15 protein-coding genes are annotated in these 20,855 nt (G+C 64.7%); 10 read left to right on the top strand and 5 right to left on the bottom strand.

Annotated elements, in window-relative coordinates; genetic code table 11:
• The first annotated feature begins 27 nt into the window (after nt 1–27).
• A complete protein-coding gene (locus GLR48_RS00520) occupies nt 28–816 on the top strand; it encodes an EcsC family protein (RefSeq protein WP_237057745.1) in 789 nt (262 codons plus the stop codon).
• Here GLR48_RS00520 and ptsP read toward each other — a convergent pair.
• Nucleotides 792–3,056 (bottom strand): phosphoenolpyruvate--protein phosphotransferase, encoded by a 2,265-nt coding sequence (gene ptsP / locus GLR48_RS00515; RefSeq protein ID WP_237057743.1) that lies wholly within the window; start codon nt 3,054–3,056, stop codon nt 792–794. The genes GLR48_RS00520 and ptsP overlap by 25 nt on opposite strands.
• A gap of 451 nt (nt 3,057–3,507) precedes the next feature.
• On the opposite strand from ptsP, the gene GLR48_RS00510 reads away from it, so the two are divergent.
• From GLR48_RS00510 to GLR48_RS00500, 4 genes are all read left to right on the top strand, one after another.
• Nucleotides 3,508–4,959, top strand: coding sequence for a hypothetical protein (locus GLR48_RS00510; RefSeq protein WP_237057741.1), 1,452 nt, complete (start codon nt 3,508–3,510; stop codon nt 4,957–4,959).
• Between the two features lie 334 nt (nt 4,960–5,293).
• Nucleotides 5,294–5,428, top strand: coding sequence for a hypothetical protein (locus GLR48_RS25605; protein WP_272911355.1), 135 nt, complete (start codon nt 5,294–5,296; stop codon nt 5,426–5,428).
• 869 nt (nt 5,429–6,297) lie between these two features.
• Nucleotides 6,298–6,807, top strand: coding sequence for a plastocyanin/azurin family copper-binding protein (locus GLR48_RS00505; protein ID WP_237057739.1), 510 nt, complete (start codon nt 6,298–6,300; stop codon nt 6,805–6,807).
• A gap of 221 nt (nt 6,808–7,028) precedes the next feature.
• Nucleotides 7,029–7,415, top strand: coding sequence for a DUF302 domain-containing protein (locus GLR48_RS00500; protein ID WP_237057738.1), 387 nt, complete (start codon nt 7,029–7,031; stop codon nt 7,413–7,415).
• Nucleotides 7,416–7,986: 571 nt separating this feature from the next.
• Here the strand turns inward: GLR48_RS00500 and GLR48_RS00495 are convergent.
• Nucleotides 7,987–8,502 (bottom strand): hypothetical protein, encoded by a 516-nt coding sequence (locus GLR48_RS00495; RefSeq protein ID WP_237057736.1) that lies wholly within the window; start codon nt 8,500–8,502, stop codon nt 7,987–7,989.
• A gap of 87 nt (nt 8,503–8,589) precedes the next feature.
• Between GLR48_RS00495 and GLR48_RS00490 the strand changes: the two genes are divergently transcribed.
• Nucleotides 8,590–9,742 (top strand): IS3 family transposase gene (locus tag GLR48_RS00490; protein WP_442915733.1). Its coding sequence is split into 2 segments (ribosomal slippage): nt 8,590–8,858 and nt 8,857–9,742, totalling 1,155 coding nucleotides; the frame shifts between segments, so codons are not numbered across the junction.
• A gap of 61 nt (nt 9,743–9,803) precedes the next feature.
• On the opposite strand, the gene GLR48_RS00485 is transcribed toward GLR48_RS00490, so the two are convergent.
• On the bottom strand, nt 9,804–12,071 hold the full coding sequence (locus GLR48_RS00485; RefSeq protein WP_237057732.1) for an adenosylcobalamin-dependent ribonucleoside-diphosphate reductase: 2,268 nt from the start codon (nt 12,069–12,071) through the stop codon (nt 9,804–9,806).
• A gap of 136 nt (nt 12,072–12,207) precedes the next feature.
• On the opposite strand from GLR48_RS00485, the gene GLR48_RS00480 reads away from it, so the two are divergent.
• The gene (locus GLR48_RS00480; RefSeq protein ID WP_237057730.1) at nt 12,208–12,639 is read left to right on the top strand and encodes a DUF1489 family protein; all 432 of its coding nucleotides are present in this window, start codon (nt 12,208–12,210) and stop codon (nt 12,637–12,639) included.
• A gap of 170 nt (nt 12,640–12,809) precedes the next feature.
• On the top strand, nt 12,810–14,369 hold the full coding sequence (locus GLR48_RS00475) for an AMP-binding protein (protein WP_237057729.1): 1,560 nt from the start codon (nt 12,810–12,812) through the stop codon (nt 14,367–14,369).
• 19 nt (nt 14,370–14,388) lie between these two features.
• On the opposite strand, the gene GLR48_RS00470 is transcribed toward GLR48_RS00475, so the two are convergent.
• Nucleotides 14,389–16,362 (bottom strand): bifunctional DedA family/phosphatase PAP2 family protein, encoded by a 1,974-nt coding sequence (locus GLR48_RS00470; protein WP_237057727.1) that lies wholly within the window; start codon nt 16,360–16,362, stop codon nt 14,389–14,391.
• Between the two features lie 331 nt (nt 16,363–16,693).
• Here GLR48_RS00470 and GLR48_RS00465 point away from each other — a divergent pair, with 331 nt between their 5' ends.
• Nucleotides 16,694–18,901 (top strand): OmpA family protein, encoded by a 2,208-nt coding sequence (locus tag GLR48_RS00465; RefSeq protein WP_237057725.1) that lies wholly within the window; start codon nt 16,694–16,696, stop codon nt 18,899–18,901.
• A 450-nt stretch (nt 18,902–19,351) separates the two neighbouring features.
• On the opposite strand, the gene infC is transcribed toward GLR48_RS00465, so the two are convergent.
• Complete coding sequence (infC, locus tag GLR48_RS00460; RefSeq protein WP_237057723.1) at nt 19,352–19,867, bottom strand: translation initiation factor IF-3; 516 nt, start codon at nt 19,865–19,867, stop codon at nt 19,352–19,354.
• 224 nt (nt 19,868–20,091) lie between these two features.
• Here infC and GLR48_RS00455 point away from each other — a divergent pair, with 224 nt between their 5' ends.
• Nucleotides 20,092–20,826 carry a hypothetical protein gene (locus GLR48_RS00455; RefSeq protein WP_237057721.1) on the top strand — a complete coding sequence of 245 codons (735 nt, stop codon included), beginning with the start codon at nt 20,092–20,094 and terminating at the stop codon, nt 20,824–20,826.
• Nucleotides 20,827–20,855: the final 29 nt, after the last annotated feature.

Raw genomic sequence — 20,855 nt, 5'->3', positions numbered from 1 at the left:
CCTGACCCGAACCACAGCAGGCCCGCCATGACCGAAACCGATGCCCAGATCGCCGACCTGCTGCCTCTGACGCCAGAGGATCATGCGCAGATCATCGCCTTGGCCAAACGGCAGCGCCGGGCGAACGGTCTGCTGATGCGCGCGATCAACTTCGTCGGCACGCAGGTCGAGGATACGCTGAAGCTGTTGCCCAAGGGTGCGCGCGGCCAGATCGACGCCGCCGCCCGCAGTGCGCTGACCCAAAGCTACGAGGTCGCGTCGCGGTCACGCTCCGGCGCGCTGGGGCAGGCGATCAATACCGACCGGATGCACAAGGTCATGGCGACCCTGTCGGGCGCCATCGGCGGCTTCGGTGGCTTGCCCACGGCACTCGCGGAACTGCCCGTAGCGACCACGATGATCTTTCGCGCGGTGCAGGGCGTCGCGGCCCAGTATGGCGAGGATCCGTCCGACCCCGAAACGCGGCTGCAGGCGCTGGCCGTCTTCGGCGCCGGCGGCGACGCCAGGGACGGGATCGACACCTCTTTCATCGGGGCGCGGCTGGGGCTGTCGGGGGCTGCGGTGCAGACGCTGATCGGCAAGGTCGCGCCGCGGTTTGCCACCGTGCTGACCCAGAAACTGGCGACGCAGGCGGTGCCTTTGCTGGGGGCCGCGGCGGGGGCAAGCACGAACTACGCCTTCACCCAGTATTACGTCGAAATGGCGCACGTCCACTTCGGTCTGCGCCGCATGGCGCGGCTGCACGGCGAGGATGCCGTCCTCGACGTGTTTCACGCAGCCCTGCTGGGCGGTCAGGTCCCGGTGCGTGACGCCTGATGGTTTTCCACCAGCCAGGCATTGATGATCTCGCGGATATCCTGTTCGCCAGCGGCCAGCGCCTCTGACACCGCTTCGCCCGCCTTCTGCAGATCGACCTGACGCAGCAGGTGCTTGACCGGCCCCACGGACGCGGGTCGCATCGACAGGCTGCGGAATCCGATGGCCGACAGGACCATCGCCTCCAGCGGTCGGCCCGCGTCTTCGCCGCAGAACGACAGTGGGGTGCCCGCTGCATTGCAGCGCGCCACGATGGTCTGCAAAAAGCTCAGGAAACTGCCGTTCAGCGTGTCATAGCGGCGCCGCACCAGCTCGTTCTCGCGGTCGGCGGCATAGAAGAACTGTTTCAGATCGTTGCCCCCGATCGAAATAAAATCGACCTCTTTGAAGAACGCATCCGGCGCATAGGCCAGCGAGGGCGTTTCCAGCATGGCACCGACTTCCAGCTTGGACGGCAGGGGATTGCCCAGCCGCAGCTCGCGCGCGATCGCCTTGTCCAGTTCGGCCTTGGCCGCGCGAAATTCCGTGTGCAGCGTGATGAACGGGAACATGACCGCCAGCGGCCCGCCGTTGGCGGCGCGGATCAGCGCCTGTAACTGCATCCGCAGGATGCCCGGCTTGTCGAGGCCGACGCGGATCGCGCGCCAGCCCATCGCGGGGTTGGGCTCCTCGATGGCCTTCATATAGGGCAGCACCTTGTCTGACCCGATGTCCAGCGTGCGGAACGCGATCCTCTTGCCCTGTGCGGCAGCCATGACGCGGGCATAGAGCGCCGACAATTCCTGCCGCTTGGGCATCTGGCTGCGGATCAGGAACTGCAGCTCCGTCCGGAACAGGCCGACGCCTTCGGCGCCCGATGACGGCAATGACGGCAGGTCCGCCATCAGACCGGCGTTCATGTGCAGGGCGATCGTCGTGCCGCACAGCGCCGTCGCGGGCAGGTCGCGCAGACTGGCATAGCGTTCCTGCGCTCGCGTCTGCATCGCCAGCTTGTCGCCAAAGGCATTGCGCACGCTTTCGTCGGGGCGCAGATGCACCACGCCCTGTTCGCCGTCGACCAGAATGGTGTCGCCGTTCAGCGCCTCGGTCGTGATGCCCTTGGCATTGATGACCAGCGGGATCGCCCAGGCACGCGCCACGATGGTCGCATGGCTGCCGACAGAGCCTTCTTCCAGCACGATGCCGCGCAGCGCCTTGCCATAGTCCAGCAGTTCGCCGGGGCCGATGTTCTTGGCGATCAGGATCGGGTTTTCCGGCATCTCGGCGCCGGTATTCTTGCCCTGACCCGTCAGGATCCGCAGCAAGCGGTTCGACAGATCGTCCAGATCGTGCAACCGTTCGCGCATATAGGCGTCTTCGGCCTGACCCAGACGCGACCGCGCCAGCGATTGCTCTTTCTCGACCGCCGCCTCGGCGGACAGGCCGGTGGTCACGTCCGCCTCCATCCGGCGCATCCAACTGCGGGAATTGGCGAACATGCGGTAGGCCTCGAAGACTTCGACCTGATCGGGCGACATGGCCCGGTTGGACGACAACAGGTCATCGACGGTCGTGCGCAGGGTGTCCACCGCGGCGCGCAGACGCTCCAGCTCCGTGTCCGGATCGTCGGAAATCGGGTTGGTCACGACGACGCGCGGCTCGTGCAGGTAGACGTGGCCGGAACTGGCGCCTTCCTGACCGATCATGCCGCGAAACAGGACCGGCTGCTGGTGGCGCGCCGACAGGGCGGCGCCTTCGCCGACGAATGCGCCCAACTCCGTCATCTCGGCCAGCACCATGGCCACGACTTCCAGCGCATAGACCTCGTCCGTCGTAAAGGCGCGCGCGTCCTTCGACTGCACGACCAGCACGCCCAGCGCGTCACCCAGCCGCTGGATCGGCACGCCGCAGAACGAGGAATAGCGCTCCTCCCCCGTCTCCGGCATATAACGGAACCCCTTGGCCGACGGCGCATCGGCGGCATTCACCACCTGCCGGGTGCGCGCGACGCGGCCCACCAGACCCTCGCCCAGCCGCATCCGCGTCTGGTGCACGGATTCCGCCTGCAGACCTTCGGTCGCGCACAGTTCCAGCGTATCCGCATCGCGGAACAGGTAGATCGAGCAGACTTCGGTCTGCATCGAGGTCGCAATCAGTTCGACGATCCGGTCCAGTCGCTCCTGACCGGCCGAATCCTCTGCCAGCGCCCGGCGCAACCGGCCAAGCAGCTTGCGGCTTTCGGTTTCGATCTTGTCGGACATGCTTCCCCCAAGGACGTGGTCTGCCCACCCTTAGGCGCTTTTGGATCGAAAGGGGAGGGTGAATGCAGCGCCGCGCCTGCCCGTAATGCACTCTGCGGTTGCGTCAGTGCAAAGGTGTCCGGCACTTAAGCAGATCTTTACGCCACCGCGCGCAAGGTGGACCACATCGCCGCGCCCAAAGAAGATTGCCCATGTGCGCCCACATCGGCCACACCGCAGCTGCCCGCAATCCCCTGACCCGCCCATGACCCGCGCCCGCGCCCTGTGACGGCATGGCCCCCGAATCCGGCCGCATGGCCGATACGGGACGGGTGGACAAGCCGCGTGACCTGATCGACAAATGGTCAGGCATCTGACGGCGACCGGGCAGCATGCACCAGCGCCCGTGCATGGCGCAGCCGCGCGGCCGGGACCACAACACTAGGCGGCTGCAGGCCGAAGCAAGGCAGACATGGCGACCCAGACAACGGACGACGTCATCGTCACGCCACGGGCGGTGCCTCCGGGCGGATTTGCCATCTGCGGTGCAGTGCTTCTGGCGGCGGGCTTTCTGACCTACATCGCCTCCGTCGTCTTCGGATCGCCGCCGCTGGCCACGGTCGCGGCCGCGTTGATCCTCGTCTTCATCCTGATGAACCTCGGCCGTGCGTCGTTGATCGTGCGGTCCTTTGCGATCGTCGCAGGCCTGATCGCCGTCTGGGGCCTTGCCGCACACAGCCTGACGATCCCGGATCTGACGGTCGCCGGGGGACGCGTGTCCTTTCTGACCTCGATCCTCATCGCGCTAATCTTCCTGCGGCTCGTCGCCGCCCGCGATCCTGCGTTTCAGGCGGCGGGGGCGTTTCTGGCCAACCAGCCACCGTCGCGCCGCTATGTCTCGCTTGGCATCGGGGGCAACCTCTTCGGCGTCTTGCTGAACCTCGGCGGCCTTGGCCTGCTGATCGAGATGACGCTGGCCGGCCAGCGGCGGCTGGAATCCCAAAGCGCCGTCAGTCCCGCTGTCCATGACGTGCGCGAACGCCGGATCGTCACTGCCATCGTCCGCGGGTTCGCGACCATCGCCTTCTGGTCGCCCTTCGGCATCGCCCTCAACACGTTGCTGCTGATCTTCACCGAGGTGCACTGGCGCGACGCCGCCCCCTGGGGGCTGGGCTTTGCGGCCCTGTTTCTGATCGTCGGCGGTCTGATGGACATCATCGAACGCCGCCTGTTCCCGATCTTTCCCAAGCCGGTCGCCGTGCCCCCCGCGCCCGGCGACGGGCTGGGCCTGCTGGCCGTGCTGGGGCATCTGGTCGGGCTGGCGCTTCTTGTCATCACCGGCGACCATCTGCTGCCGTTCTCGTTCCAGCAGGTGCTGGTTGGCGTCGTGCCGGTCTATGCCGTGATCTGGTCGGTGATCCGCAGCGGGGCGCGCGGCCCCGTCCAGCTGATCCGCGATTTCACGGCCAACGCCCCCCGCTACGTCAATGAAATCGGCGTCTTCGCCTTGGCGGGCCTGATCGGCGCCTTGCTGGTGGCCCTCGTGCCGCAACACGCGCTTGATCCCGTGCTGGGCGCGATCGTCGCCTGGGGTGGCCCGGTCGCGCTGGCTCTGGCCCTCGCCTGGGTCACCTTGCTCGCTGCCATGCTGGGCCTGCACCCGATCATTTCCGTCGTGATCCTGGCAGAGTTCATGGTCCGCACGCCGCTGATTTCGCAGCAGACGGCCTTGCTGTCGCTGCTCACGGGATGGACCTTGACGGTCTGCCTGGCCCCACTGGCGACAACGGCGACCTATGTCGGTGCGATCCTCGACCGCAGCACGCTGACGGTCAGCCTGCGCTGGAACGGCCTGTTCGGCGCCATCACGCTGGCCCTGGCGTCGGGCATTCTGGTGCTGGGCATCACCGGCGGGTGGTTCTGACCGGACACGGGCGGCAGGCGGTGGACCCTGTCCTGCGACCCCGCGCGCCGTGGCCTGTGGCCCAAGCCGACCCATCTTGCCTTGGCCCGCAGCGACCGCAGCGTCGCGGGGTCAGCCGTCCTCCAACACTGACCGGCCTGCGCAGGACAACCAAATGTAAGGCGTACGGCCGCAGTGATCAAACCAGTGCTGGCATTCGGGGCACGGATGGGATGATGTCACCTCATGGCCCTTCGCTCGGGGAGGGCGTGACCTGCGTGCCAACGCCGGGATGTCCGAGGGAGACCCGTGTCGGTCGGGACGACCGGCGACAGCCCAAGCAAGGATCATCATCATGTCAAAAGGCGACAAACAGCGCGGCAGCAAGGAAGCCAAGAAACCCAAGAAGGAAGCGGTGAAGGTTCTGGCCACCGCCGACTTCAACAAGGGCAAGACCCCGCTGAACATCAGTGACAAGAAGAAAAAATAAAGCGCAGCGGCGTCGGGCGAGGCGGGGGATCATGCCGCGGACGCCCGGCGCCGTGTCGTCTGAACAAGAGGGAAGCCCGGTGCTGCGTCGCGTCTGGGCTGGCCCCTTCGTGGAGAGAGCGACCGTTCTTTGACAGCGGTCTTTCACATCAGGCGCCCCGTTGATCTTTTTTCGGCTGGAATAAGTCTTTGATCGCTCTGCTGATCTTCAACACGACGAGGTTTGAGGAGGGCCATGCCCAAGCAACACGTCCCTTAGGTCACGGCACAGGTGGCGCTGAAGGGCGAGGGTTGGCGGGCCCGGGTCCACGTCACCCTGAACAACGGTCAGGAACCTGCATGCCAAGATCGGATAAAAGGGCCGCTGGAGGGGCGCCAGCAGATACGCCACCGCTTCGCACACCACGGCCTACGGTCCGAAACAAAACGTCCGAACCCCTTTTGCAAAAGAAAACTCAGGCTTGCAGCGGGACGTGGGGAGGGGTTGCACCGCTATCGGTCCGCGGTCTCTGCCGTAGGTATCGACGAGCTGAACGAGGTTACCTCTCGGTTCGGACCGCCTGACATCATGAACAGCCCGTCTCAGGGTTTGTAGATTAGTGAATCTGGGATATCGGTCCAAGCAAGGTGCTTTGCTGCCCACCATCGGCGGTGGACGGCGCATCGAAAATCGCGGCAACGCAACCCGATGAGCAGGGGCCGCCCAAAGCTTGAAAGGCGCCACATCCTGTCCAAGGCAAGTGCAGCATCTGACGGATCGCGTCACCGGACATTTAATGCCGCCGCATTGATCGACATCAACGCCAGACCGCCCCGCAACGCCTACGCTGATGATCTGGCATGCCGCCAGTTTCGCATTGGAGTGAAGATATGTCTTACAGCAGACGCAGTGTCGTGGCCTTGCTTGCCTGTGGCATGACCGCACTGACGGTCGGGCCTGCCCTTGCGGGCGGGACGACCATTCAGGTCTCGCTCTGGGACAAGGGCGGCGCATCGATGAACATGATGGGTGGCACAAATCCCATGGGCATGGGGATGATGGGCGCGGACATGTCCATGGTCACGATGGGGATCACCGCCGATGTAACCGAGGTTCCCGCAGGCGAGGTGACCTTTCAGGTCGTCAACGACTCCAAGGACATGATCCACGAAATGGTTCTGGCCCCTGTCGCTGACGTGACAACGCCCATGCCTTACGACGCCGATCTGCAAAGGGTTGACGAGGATGCGGCCGGGGATCTGGGGGAAGTGGCAGAGCTGGACACCGGCCAGTCCGGCGCACTGACCCTCATGCTGAAGCCCGGCACCTATATCCTCTACTGCAACATTCCGGGCCACTACGCGGCGGGCATGTGGACGCTTCTGACGGTCACGGCGTGATGCGGTTTTGCCCGCATCTGCATAGCCATGACCCTGCCAGTGGCCCCCACGCGCGGGATCGCGGCACATCTGAAAGGACGGCGCGATGATGCACGATTATGGCATGGGCTTTGGCACGGGGTATGGGCTGATCATGATGCTCGTGCTTGCCGTTGTGGCCGCCTTCGTGGTCGTGGCATTGCTGAAATACATCAAGAAATGACGCCTGAAGGAGACACGCTTTGACCTATACGATCAACCGGATCATCACCGGATCCAGCTTTGACGAGGTGGATACCCGCACGCGCAAGGCGCTCTCTGACGCGGGGTTCGGCATCCTGACGGAAATCGACGTCGCGGCGACCATGAAGAAGAAGCTCGACGTCGCCATGCCGGCCTATCTCATCCTCGGGGCCTGCAACCCGAAGATGGCCCATCAGGCGATCGGGATAGAGCCGCGTGTGGGGGCCATGCTGCCGTGCAACGTCATTCTGCGTGCCATAGATGGCGGTGTCGAGGTCAGCGCCATCGACCCCGTCATGTCGATGCAGGCGATCGACAACGCAGCGCTGCACGCCGTCGCAGGACAGGTGCGCGACCTGCTGAAGCAGGCTGTCGCGGCGATCTGAGACTGCGGAACGCAGGTATTCCCCCAGCGGCTTCGGGTCGGTGGCCCTTGCGCGTCACGTCGCAGCCGTTCCCGGACATGAAAAGCGCTGAGCACGCTGTAGCCTTTTTCAAGGCGCAGTCTGGTCGGCACCCAGAGAGCCTTGGTCACGTTTTTTTAGGCGCCGCCTCGATCATGCCGAGACTCTCTATTGGTCGCTGCCGGGAATGTCTCGGTGTCGGTCAAAGTAGGCAATGGACACGAACTGCTGGTCAAATGGCCATCTGAACAGGTCAGATGGCCAAGTCATGGTGGTCGCTTTGTGAAATGAAGCGACCAGCACTATTTGTCCATCGGCCGCCTCTAAGTGACTGATTTATGATAGCATGAAACCTTGGAAATCTGCCATTTTGGCCATTTGACAACTAATTCGTGTCCATTCGGATCACGGGCCTCAAATACACGATTCACAGTGATGCCATAACGCAATTTTTCGGATTGATCAAAAGAGAAAGGCCGCTCGAAAGCGGTCTCATATCAGATATTTGAAGTTTTTTTGGACTCTCCCGCAGAAGCCGCGGCTAGGGCTTACCTTAATCGGTCTCCATTTCGGGAATGTTCGACGCCCGATACAAATAGATGCCGATCTCCGCATAGGGAACAACCGTGCGAACCCGGGCTCGCTTCAGCTGAGAGATCACTACATTCTTCGGCAGGTCATACATGTTTGCAATGCGAACATCCGTTGTGAATTCGGACACAAACGCGGCAACGGTCTCGCCGGTGAACCTGTGGATGCGATGACATGTATTCGGGCTTTCAATAACAAGCGGATTGAGGCGAGGCCCCTCGTGACGCTCTGCCAGAGCCCATCCCGATGCTCTTGGAATTTTGAGGGAGCCGAACGCCTGGAACGCCGACATACCTGCCAGAACAGCACGAGATCGCGCGCGGACTTCGACGGGGTCGACGGGGTCGACGAGGATTGACGAACAACCATGCACCTTGGTCAATCGCGCAACGTTTTCCAGAAAGCCACCAAGAATGAGGTGCACAATTTCGACGCACAACAGCTTTGCTTTTTCAGCCGCCTTCGCAATTGGGACCATACCGATGTGAGGTGCCCCCCGAAAACTGGACACTGACGTAAGCTCTGAATTGCTGTCTGCTGATCTTCACCACGAAGGAGATCGAAGATGACGAAACGAAAGCAACATGCCCCTGAGTTCAAGGCGAGGGTGGCGCTTGAGGCGTTGAAAGGTGAGGCGACCGTGTCGGAACTGGCGAGCCGGTTCGGGGTGCATCCGACGATGATCAACCAATGGAAACGTGCGCTGCTGGACGGCGCGTCTGGTGTCTTCGAACGTGGCGGCCGCAAGGCACCCGTCGTTGATGAAGACCAGGTCAGGGACTTGCATGCCAAGATCGGAGAGCTGGCTGTGGCCAACTCTTTTTGGAAAGAAAGCTCAAACCTTGGGGCGGGAAGTGAGGCGCAGCATGGTCGAGCGCGACCATCCGGACCTGTCGATTGGCCAGCAGTGCGCGCTTCTGTCGATACCGCGGTCGTCGTTTTATTACATGCCGCAGGGTGAGACGGAGCAGAACCTCGCGCTGATGCGGCTGATCGACGTGCAATTCCTGGAGACGCCCTTCTTCGGCGTTCGCCAGATGACGTGGCACCTGCGCAACGAGGGACACGCGGTGAACGAGAAGCGCATCCGTCGGCTTATGCGCCTGATTGGTTTGATGCCAATCTACCAGAAACCCAACACCAGCAAGCCGGCGAATGGGCACAAGACCTATCCCTACCTCTTGCGCGGGCTGCGCGTAGAGCGGCCCAATCAGGTTTGGTGCGTGGACATCACCTACCTGCCGATGCGCAGAGGGTTTCTTTATCTGGTGGCGATCATGGACTGGCACACCCGAATGGTTCTGGCCTGGCGGATCTCGAACACGCTGGACGCCGACTTCTGCGTCGACGCGCTGAACGAGGCAATCTATCGGTTCGGGCCACCTGACATCATGAACAGCGATCAGGGATCGCAGTTCACATCGTTTGCCTGGACAGATCGCCTGCGGCGGTCGTGCGTCCGCATATCGATGGATGGCAAGGGCCGCTACTTGGACAAAATCTTCATCGAGCGTCTGTGGCGCACGCTGAAATACGAGTGCGTCTACCTTCACGCCTGGGAGGCCGGGTCTCAGGCCCGCGCAGGTGTCAGGCAATGGATGGAGTTCTACAATCACCGCCGCCCGCACAAAGCCCTTGGCGGCCAATCCCCAGCGGTGGTCTACTCACGGCAAATCGAAGCAACGCAACCCGATCAGCAGGAGCAGATCAGAGCTTGAAAAGCGCCAGATACTGTCCAAGGGAAGGGGAGCACCTCAGTTCATTAAAGCGGCTGCCTGTTCAGCCGCACTTGGAAAACCCGCAGCTGCCGCATGTCATGCAGCCTTCGACCATGCGCAGATCATAGCTGCCGCAGGACCCGCAGGCCTTGCCGCGCGGGGCGCCTGTCAGGTTGATCACATCCGCCTGAGGATCGGTCTTCAATCCCTCGCCCTCGCCCGACAGGAACCCGGTGGCAACCATGTGCTTTTCGATCACGCCGCCGATCGCCGCCAGAATGGACGGCACGTATTTGCCCTGCATCCAGGCCCCGCCGCGCGGATCAAAGACGGCCTTCAGTTCTTCCACGACAAAGGTCACGTCCCCCCCGCGCCGGAACACGGCCGAGATCATCCGTGTTAGCGCCACGGTCCAGGCGAAATGCTCCATGTTCTTGGAGTTGATGAAGACCTCGAACGGCCGCCGATGCCCCGCCACCACCAGATCGTTGACAGTGATATAGATGGCGTGCTCAGAGTCGTGCCACTTCAGCTTGTAGGTCGCGCCCTCCAGCTCCGTCGGGCGGTCCAGCGGTTCGGTCATGTAGACGACCTCGGCGGTCTCGCCATCGGTCTTGACCTGCACCGGCTTGTCGTCGGACACGCTCAACACCGATCCGGTGACAGCGTTGGGGCGGTAGGTCGTGCAGCCTTTGCAGCCCTGATCCCAGGCGGCCATGTAGACCTCCTTGAAATCGTCGAAAGAGATGTCTTCCGGGCAGTTGATCGTCTTCGAGATCGACGAGTCGATCCACTTCTGCGCCGCGGCCTGCATGCGGACATGCTCCAGCGGCGCGAGGGTCTGCGCGTTGACGAAATAGTCGGGCAGGGGGGTATCACCCTTCAGGTCGCGCCACATCTGCACGGCGTAATCGACGACCTCCTCCTCGGTCCGCGACCCGTCCTTCTGCAACACCTTGCGGGTATAGGCATAGGCAAAGACCGGTTCGATCCCGCTCGACACGTTGCCCGCGTAAAGGCTGATCGTCCCGGTGGGCGCGATCGAGGTCAGCAGCGCATTGCGGATGCCGTGCTCACGGATCGCGTCGCGCACATCGTCATCCATGTCCTGCATCGCACCGGAGGCGAGGAACGCCTCTGCATCGAACAGCGGAAACGCGCCCTTCTCCTTGGCCAAATCGACCGAGGCCAGATAGGCGGCGCGGGCGATCGCGTGCATCCAATCGTCCGTCTGCCGCGCCGCTTCCTCGGACCCATAGCGCAACCCGACCATCAGCAGCGCATCGGCCAGTCCGGTCACGCCCAGACCGATCCGCCGCTTGGCGCGCGCCTCCTGCGCCTGCGCCTCCAGCGGGAATTGGCTGGCATCGACGACGTTGTCCATCATCCGCACGGCGGTTGCGACCAGATCGGTCAGCGCTGCCTGATCCAGACCGGCCTTTGGCCCAAACGGGTCCGCGACCATGCGTGCCATGTTGATCGATCCCAGCAGGCAGGCGCCGTAGGGCGGCAGGGGCTGCTCGCCGCAGGGATTCGTCGCGGCGATGGTCTCGCAATAGCTCAGGTTGTTGGCCTTGTTGATCCGGTCGATGAAGATCACGCCGGGCTCTGCGACCTCGTAGGTGGACTTCATGATCGCGTCCCACAGGTCGCGTGCCTTGACGGTACGATAGGTCGTGCCGCCGAACACCAGATCCCAGTCCTTGTCGCCCTTCACGGCGTCCATGAACGGATCGGTGATCAGCACCGACATGTTGAACATCCGCAGGCGGGCGGCGTCATGCTTGGCGGTGATGAAATCCTCCACGTCCGGGTGGTCGCAGCGCATCGTCGCCATCATCGCGCCGCGGCGCGACCCGGCCGACATGATCGTGCGGCACATCGCGTCCCAGACATCCATGAACGACAGCGGGCCCGACGCATCCGCCGCCACCCCGTGCACCGCCGATCCCTTGGGCCGGATGGTGCTGAAATCATAGCCGATCCCGCCGCCCTGCTGCATGGTCAGCGCGGCCTCTTTCAACATGTCGAAAATGCCGCCCATGCTGTCTGGCACGGTCCCCATGACGAAGCAGTTGAACAGCGTCACCTGCCGCGCCGTGCCGGCCCCTGCTGTGATCCGGCCGGCGGGCAGGTATTTGAAATCCTCCAGCGCCGCATAGAACGTCTCTTCCCAGGCCTTCGGATCCTTTTCGACCACGGCCAGCGACCGCGCGATCCGGCGCCATGTGTCCTCGACGGTCACATCCTTCGGCGTGCCATCCGCATCTTTAAAGCGATACTTCATATCCCAGATCTGCTCGGCAATGGGGGCACTGAAACGGGTCATCTGGGCAATCCTTGAGGTATGGAATCGGGAAGGTTAAGGAGGTTCTGTCTAAGGCTGCCACTTGGCGTTGGCAATCGTCGGACTAGTTTCTTTTCTGACAAAGTGACGCAGTCACCACCACATCTGGGGCGATGCATTGGGAAACCACATAAATCTGGTAAAATTATCCGTCGGGACCGAGTCGATCGACGACATGCTGACGTGGCAGCGGCAGCGGTCGCAACAGGTCAAGGACGGTCAGTATTACCACGTCACTCGCATGTGGCCCAAGCGCGAGGCTGAATTGCTGGACGGCGGCAGCATCTACTGGGTCATCAAGGGTGTCATCCAGTGCCGCCAGCGTATCGTAGCTTTGCGCGAAATCATCGGTCAGGACGAAATCCGCCGCTGCGGCCTCGTTCTGGCACCGGAGATCATCCGCACCGCCTCTACCCCGAAAAAGGCGTTTCAGGGCTGGCGCTACCTCGCCCCCGCCGACGCCCCCCGCGACCTGACCGGCAGCCAGAGCCAGGAGGACGCCCTCCCCCCAGACCTGCAAAAGGCGCTCGCTGCGATCGGTGTGCTCTGATCCGCAGGCATCCGGGCCAGCGCCCCTGCCAATGGCTCTCCCGCGTCCTCGCTTTTTTCGAAAATACTCCCCCCGGAGGGTCCGGCCCCGGCCCCGGCCCTGACGTTGCGTCATAGACGGTGACAGCCGCCGCGCGCCGTTGCACACTCCGCCCCAAGAGGAGAACCACCATGACCATATTCGAAAGCCCCTTCGATCCCATCGTCCTGCGCGACATCTCGATCACCGACCGCGTGTTCGAAGGCCTGCGCGACCGCCCGGACGAGGTCGTCCTGACCGACGGCCCCACGGGCCGCAGCCTGACGGCCACAGAGTTCATGGACCAGGTCGAAGCTCTCGCGGGCGGCCTGACGGCGCGCGGCTTCGGCGCGGGCCACACCGTGGCGCTGATGGCGCCCAACTGCCCGGAATACTGCGTGGTCTTTCATGCCGTGGCCTACGCCGGCGGCACCATCACCACGATCAACCCGACCTACACGGAATCAGAAGTCCGCCACCAGTTGCAGGACAGTCAGGCCGAATTCCTGATCACCGTCCCGGCCTTCCTCGACACCGCCCGCGCGGCGATCTCCGACACCTCGGTCGTCGACCTCGCCACCATCGGTCAGGCCCCCGACACGCTGGAACTGGCCGACCTGATGGGAGAGCCGCTGTCGCATCAGGTCGCGGTGGATTTCGACGCCCACACGGTCGTTCTGCCCTATTCCTCCGGCACCACCGGGCTGCCCAAGGGCGTCATGCTCTCGCACCGCAACCTCGTGGTCAACGTCGACCAGATCATCGACGGCGCTGGCTTTCATCGCGGAGAGACCGCCGCCGCCTTCCTGCCGTTCTTTCACATCTACGGCATGACCGTCCTGATGAACGTCCACCTCGCAGGCGGCGGCGCGCTCGTGACGCTGCCGCGCTTCGATCTGGAACTGTTTTTGCGCATCAGTCAGGACTACAAATCGAAACGCATGTGGATCGTGCCGCCTGTGGCTCTGGCACTGGCGAAACACCCGATGGTCGATCAATTCGACCTCTCCGCACTCGAACAGATCTTCACCGGTGCCGCCCCCCTCGGGGCCGACCTGTCGAACGCCGTGGGCAAACGCCTGAACTGCGTCTCGCTGCAGGGCTACGGCATGACCGAACTTTCGCCCGTCAGCCACCTGTCCCCGATCGAGGATTCCAAGCCCGGCGCGTCGGGCCTTGCCGCCCCCAACGTGCAATGCCGGATCGTGAACATCGAAACCGGCGAAGACATGGGCGTGGGCGAGGAAGGCGAGCTCTGGATCAAGGGTCCGAACGTCATGCAGGGCTATCTCAACAACGCCAAGGCCACGGCAGAGACGATTGTCGAGGATGGCTGGCTGCGCACCGGCGATATCTCCTACATCGACGCAGACGGCCAGATGTTCGTCGTCGACCGCCTCAAGGAACTGATCAAATACAAGGGCTTTCAGGTCGCCCCGGCAGAGCTGGAGGCGACGATCGTCAGCATGGACGGTGTCACCGACGCCGCCGTGATCGGCCTCCCGGACCCCGAGGCGGGCGAAATTCCCATGGCCTTCGTCGTGCGGACGGACACCGGCCCGGACGCCGCCGCGATCAAGGCGCATCTGGAAAAGTGCCTGTCGTCCTACAAGCAGGTGCACCGGATCGACTTCGTCGACACGATTCCGAAATCCGCCTCCGGCAAGATCCTGCGCCGCTTCCTGCGCGACAAGATCAAGGCAGAGGGCTGACGCCGCACCGCACCGGCGGTCAGGGCTGCACCACCTGCAGCCCGGCCGCCGCCAGCACGTCACGCACCTGCGCCAGTGCGGTCGCGGTCGCATCATCTGGCGCGCGCACCGGATCGTCGGTCATGGTCCAGTCCAGCGGATCCTCCGCCGTCAGGTTGCCGACATAGATCATGGCCCCCTCGGGCGTCCGGCGAAGGCTGTCCCAGAACCGCAGGTGCAACCGCAGGCCGTCCGCCGTCTCCTCCGGCCACGCAAACCCCAGCGCACTGGGCCGGTTGTCCCAGAAGGTCGGCACGACCAGCGGCTGGGGCAGGGGGCTGCCGGTCCAGTCCGCCAGCCCGGCCTGCGCCAGCTGCCACAGGCTGGGCCGCGGTGCATCCTGCCAGCCCGCGCCGGTCAGTGCCGTCGTCAGCGCCTCCGCGTCGGGCGTTTCAACGATCAGCTCGATCAACTGTCGCGCCGTGCCCGACAGGGCCTCGGTGTCCCGCGTCAGATCGGGACCGGCCAGCACGTCCGACAGGGTGGCGATGACCGTCGTAGGACGGTCGATAGGCGTATTCATCGGGCTGACGGTCCGCGTCGCGATCACGATCGCCGCGACCGCCGCCACGGTCATGCACAGCGCCGCACCCCACCGTCGCAGCGCCGTCGGGGATCGTTTGTCGCGCCGCCGCCGCCACTCGCAGAACGCGATACCAAGGATCAGCCACAGCCCGCCGACAAGATAGCCGTTCAGCACGTCAGAGACGTAATGCTCCACCAGATACACCCGGCTCAGCCCGATCAGGACGACGGTCGTCGCCGCCAGAAAACCCGCGATGCCCGCAGGCAACAGCCGCAGCCGCCACGCCAGATAGAACAGCATCGCCCAGACCGCGACAGCACCCGCCGCATGTCCGCTTGGAAAACTGCCAGAGGTTTCGGTGTAATACCCCAGATCCGACCGGGGCCGGGCAAAGAATCCCTTCAGCAGCGTCACCGTGATCTGGTTCCCCGCCGCCGCGATCCACATGCCCCCCAGCAGGTCGTACCGGCGCAGCACCAGCAGCGCCAGCGTCGCACCGGCCAGCATCGGCAGCACGCCGTGACGGCCGCCAACCTCGGTGATCCAGCCCAGCACCGCGATCACCCGGTCGTCGCGGATCGCATACAGCAGGTTGGCAATCCGGGTATCCGACGTGACAGTCCCCCGCGCGCCCAGAAAATCCGTGACAGAGGCGACATAGGCGCCCACGACATAGATCAGCAGCACCCCCAGCACCGTCGCCGTCAGGCCCAGAAACCGCTCGGTCCCGAACCGTGCGGCAAAGAACCCGGACCACCGCGGATGACGGTCGATCAGGGCCCGCACACGCAGGCTCCGTCCTGTCCGAAGCGCGACGGCCCGGATCACCCGCGCCACGTCGGGCCAGACCCGACCGATGCGGCGCAGCACCACAAAAATCGTCAGCAGGATGGCGGTCAGAATGACAGCCAGCACCACCAGACGCGGGGCCGCGGCCCCCAGCGCGCCCAAGACCCGCCCCAAGGTCATCCCAGCCAATACCGCGACCAGCGCAAAACCTGCGGCCGACAGCCCGCTCCATCCCATGACGCGCAGGACTGATCCCCCCATCCGCCCGGCCCCGAACGGCACAAAGGCAAAGGTGCCGTGCGACAGCCGCCCACGGATCAGACCGGGGCCCCCCTGCGTGGCCCATTGCAGTCCGGCCCTGGTGCGCAGGTTCACATCGGCCCCCCGCACCAGCCGTCCGATCAGGTAACTCACTCCGCAGCCGGCCCATGACCCCAGCGCCACGCTCCACACCAGCGCCGCCGGATCGACGTAACCGCGCTGGGCCAGCACGCCGGCCGCGACCACGATCGCTGTCAGCGGGACGCAGAACCCGATCAGCACCACCGCATGCGCAAGGGCCAGCAAGGCCATGAAAGCATAAAGCCCGGAGCCTAGGACACTCCACGCGGGTAAAAGATGGCTGAAAAGATCCGGCATGGGCCTGTTCTATGGCGACCCCGCGCGAAGTTGCAACACTGGAACCTGTCCCGGTGCGCGCCCGTCCCCAAAGCGGTCCGCAACTCAAGGCAGATTGCGTCGTCGCCGCGCAAGGACTGCGCCCGTCCGGCCACGCAGCATGCGGCACATCGCCGTCGGTCCCGCGCAGGCTGTCTACGGGCATCATCCGGCGCGACCCCGCGTCCATGGCCGGCCCCGCACCGGCAGGTTTCCGCTCATGATCGCTTTGTGGCCGGAACGTCCTGTACCGGCCCAAGGTTTCATATTCAACCATCTGCGCCGGCCCTCGGCGCGCTCTCGGAGGAATACCATGCGTCTGTCACTGAAATCCACGACCTCGCTCGTGCTGTCGCTGTCGTTGGCGACCCCTGTCTTCGCACAGGACGCACAACCCTTTCCCTGCGTCACCGGCGACGGCCAGACCGTCAATGACGCCAGCCAGTTCTCGACGGCCCTGATCACCGGCCTCGCGACGCAAGCCGTCGCGACCCCCGGTGGCGATGCCCCCACCTGCAACGCCGACGCCTACGCGCAGGCCCTGACGGAAGGCGGCGATCCCCTGGCCGCCGCCCTCGCGACCGCATCCGCTGAAACCAAGGCGGTCCTGATCCCCGAGGACGCCAGCGCCACGGCGACCGCCGAGGTCGCCGCCGGTCCCGCCCCAGCCGATCAAGCCGTCGCTGATCCAGCCGCTGCTGACCAAGCTGCAGCCGATCAAGCTGCTGCGGATCAAGCAGTCGCCGATCAGGCCGCAGCCGACCAAGCGGCTGCTGACAAAGCCGCTGCCGATCAGTCAGCCGCCGATCAAGCCGCTGCTGACCAAGCCGCTGCCGATCAGGCCGCCGCCGACCAAGCAGCAGCTGACCAAGCCGTAGCCGATCAAGCAGCCGCCGACCAAGCCGCAGCTGACCAAGCAGCAGCCGATCAAGCCGCTGCCGATCAGGCCGCAGCCGATCAGGCCGCTGCCGACAAAGCCGCTGCCGATCAAGCAGCCGCCGCTCAAGCCGTGACGGATCAGCCTGCCGCCGATCAGGCAGCACCCGCTGCTGACGCAACCACTTCGGCTGACGCGACCACGGCGCCTGCCGCAGACGCCAGCACCTCTGCGGATGCGGCCACCGCACTCGCCGCTGATACGGCGACCGACGACGCCGCCGCCGCTGCCGCAGCGATTGCAGCACAGTCGGGCGATGCAGCGACTGCCGACGCCACAGCGACGCCAGAGACCACCACAACCGAAGCCGCACCCGCCGACGCGGCCCCGACCTCGACCATCGAAACCGACACGACCGCCGAAACCTCCACCCCCCCGGCGGCACCCACGACGACCGAGGCCGCACCCGCCACCGCTGACACCACGGCAACTGCCGAGGTTCAGCCCGCACCGCTGACCGCCGAAGAACAGGCCGCCCGCGATGCCGAACGTCAGGCCGCGCGCGAATCCTCTGCCGCCGCCACGGCGACTAGCGCAGACCTCGCGAACGATCCCGCCGTCGTGACCGAAGAGGTCACACAGCAAGGCGTGCGTTCCGCCAGTCAGGATTTCGCGACATCCGTGACCGGTGACACCACGACCACGACCACCACGGGCGATGCCCCCGTCACCGCCGAAAACACCGACAAGGGCGGCCTGTCGACCTTCGAAAAGGCGCTGGTCCTCGGTCTCGGCGCCGTGGCTGTCGGCGCGATCCTCAAGAATGGCGACAAGGTCGTGTCGAACTCCGGCGACCGCGTTGTCGTGCAGCGTGACGGAGAGTTGCGCGTGCTGAAGAACGACGACGTCCTGCTGCGCCAGCCCGGCGCGCAAGTGGCGACGCGCACCTTCGACGACGGCTCGACCCTGACGACCGTCACCCGTGAGGACAACAGCGTCGTGACCACGATCCGCGCCGCCGACGGCACCGTGCTGCGCCGCAGCCTGACCCGCGCCGACGGCACCGACGTCGCCCTGATCGACGATCTGGACAACACGACGCCCGTCGTGATCTCCAGCCTGCCGCCCGTCCCGCAGGAAACGGTCTCGACCTCCTCGGTCGCCCTGTCCGATCAGGCAGCGCTTCAGGCCGCGCTGACCGCCAGCCTGCGCGCCGACACCGGCCGCACCTACTCGCTGGAACAGGTCCGTGACATCCGCGAGGTCCGTGCCTTGGCCCCGCAGGTCGAACTGGCCGCGATCACGTTTGAGACCGGCTCTGCCGCGATCCAGCAAAGCCAGGCGGACGAGTTGGCCTCGCTCGGCGGTGCGATCCGTCAGATCGTCGCCAACGACCCCTCTGCCGTCTTCCTGGTCGAGGGTCACACGGACGCCGTGGGTGATGCGGGCTACAACCTCGCCCTCTCCGACCGTCGCGCCGAATCCGTCGCACTGGCGCTGTCGCAGTACTTTCAGGTGCCGCCGGAAAACCTTGTTACCCAAGGCTATGGCGAGCAGTTCCTGAAGGTGAACACGCAGACCGGCGAACGCGCCAACCGCCGCGCCGCCGTGCGCAACATCTCGGAACTGCTCAGCAACAGCTAAGTTGACCGACATGACAATAAAGGCCCGCGTCATCCGACGCGGGCCTTTTGCGTTATGCGCCGGGGGGGCTGGCGCGGACTCGGTCGCATCGGCACTTCTCCACCGTCCCCCCGCCCGATCCTGCAAGGACCGCATCGACACGCCCGGTATGATCATGATCCGCGTCGACGCGGACCGCAGCAATGACTGGGACGGAAACGAGCAGGGCGAGGTCAGGCCCTGAGCCATCGTCGGCCCTTTACAGGGCGACCGACAGGCGGAAATGCAAAAAGCCCCGAGGTTCACCTCGGAGCTTTTTGTCGGCTCAATCGCTGAAATAGACAGATTACTTAGGCAGCGGCCCGATCAGCATGACCATCTGGCGGCCTTCCCCGGGGTTTGCTTGCAAACACCGTCCAAGCGGCAGGCGTTTGCTTGCAAATGCCGAGAGCGGGGCCAGCCAAGACGACCTTACTTTGGCAGGGGCCCGATCAGCATGACCATCTGGCGGCCTTCCATCTTGGGAAAGTTCTCCACCTTGCCGTGCTCCTTGGTGTCCTCGGCCACCCGCTCCAGCAGTTGACGTCCCAATTCCTGGTGCGCCATCTCGCGTCCCCGGAAGCGCAGGGTGATCTTCACCTTGTCGCCGCCTTCAAGGAACTTGTAGACGTTGCGCATCTTCACATCGTAATCGTTGCTGTCCGTGTTCGGACGGAACTTGATTTCCTTGATCTCGATGATCTTCTGCTTCTTGCGGGCTTCGTTCTCTTTCTTCTGCGTCTCGTACTTGTACTTGCCGAAGTCCATGATCTTGCAGACGGGCGGCGACGCATTGGGCGAGATCTCGACCAGGTCGAGGCCTGCCTCTTCTGCCATCTGCATCGCCCGCTCGGGGCTCACGACACCCACGTTTTCGCCTTCCGCACCGATCAGGCGGATATCACCGCCGCGGATGCGTTCGTTGATGCGGGGGCCGGTCTCACGCACCGGGGGTGCGTTGTGGGGTCTGCGTCCTATGGTCTTGATCCTTTGATCATTGAAATGGGTGATCGGAACCTAATCCTATGGACCGGTCTCTTCAAGCCGCAAATCGGGGCTTTCCCGGCGGAAAAGGGGCGAAGGCCGCCGCATTGTCTTGACGCGGGGGCAGGGGGACCGCATCTGAACGGGGAACGCGGCAATTGAGGCCGCCGGATCGAGAGGAGACTTCCATGCGCGCCACCGTCATCATCGTGATCGCCGCGATTCTGGGCTATTTCGGCTATCAATACGCCGTCAACGGACGCGACCCGCACGCCATCGTGGTCGGCACGGATGCCGCATCGCCCGCGTCCGACACCGCAGCGCCGGAAGCAGACACCGCCGCCGCCGATACCGCCGCCGCAGACGCTGCCGCCGCCGCGACCGATGCCGCCGATACAGCCACTGCAGCGGCACAGGATGCCGCCACCGCGACCGGTGAAGCCGCGACAGAGGCTGCAGACGCCGCCGCCGCCGCCGCCGAGACGGCAGAGACCGAGGCCGCGACCGCCGTCGATAACATGGCCAAGGCCGATGACACCGAAAGCACCGCCGCCGCAGCCGAGGCTGCCGGTGCCGCAGGTGCGGCCGCCGAGGCCGCCGACGACGCCGCAGCGACCGTCGCGGCCCCCGACGCATCCACCGCGACCGAGGCCCCCACCGCCGGCGGCTCCGTCGCCGCATCGGTCGACGCCAGTGGCACGATGACCGCCGGCGCGAGTGCCGAGTCCGCCGCCGACGTGGCGCTGCCGACCCTGCTGACGACCGAAGGCTTCAACGCCGAGGCCGTCATCGCGCGGATCGACGACAGCGATCTGTCCGTGGTGCAAAAGACGACACTGACCGCCGCCGTGCGCGCCGCGCAGTCCAACCCCGACCTGCTGCCCGCCACCCTGACCCGCCTGCGCGAGGCGATGGGCCTCTGATCCGGGCCGACAGCCTTTAACATCAAGGG

It is taken from the genome of Loktanella sp. M215 (assembly GCF_021735925.1).
Classification (GTDB): Bacteria; Pseudomonadota; Alphaproteobacteria; order Rhodobacterales; family Rhodobacteraceae; genus Loktanella.
Note: the sequence above shows the minus strand (reverse complement) of the source record. Positions and strands in the feature narration are given on the sequence as shown.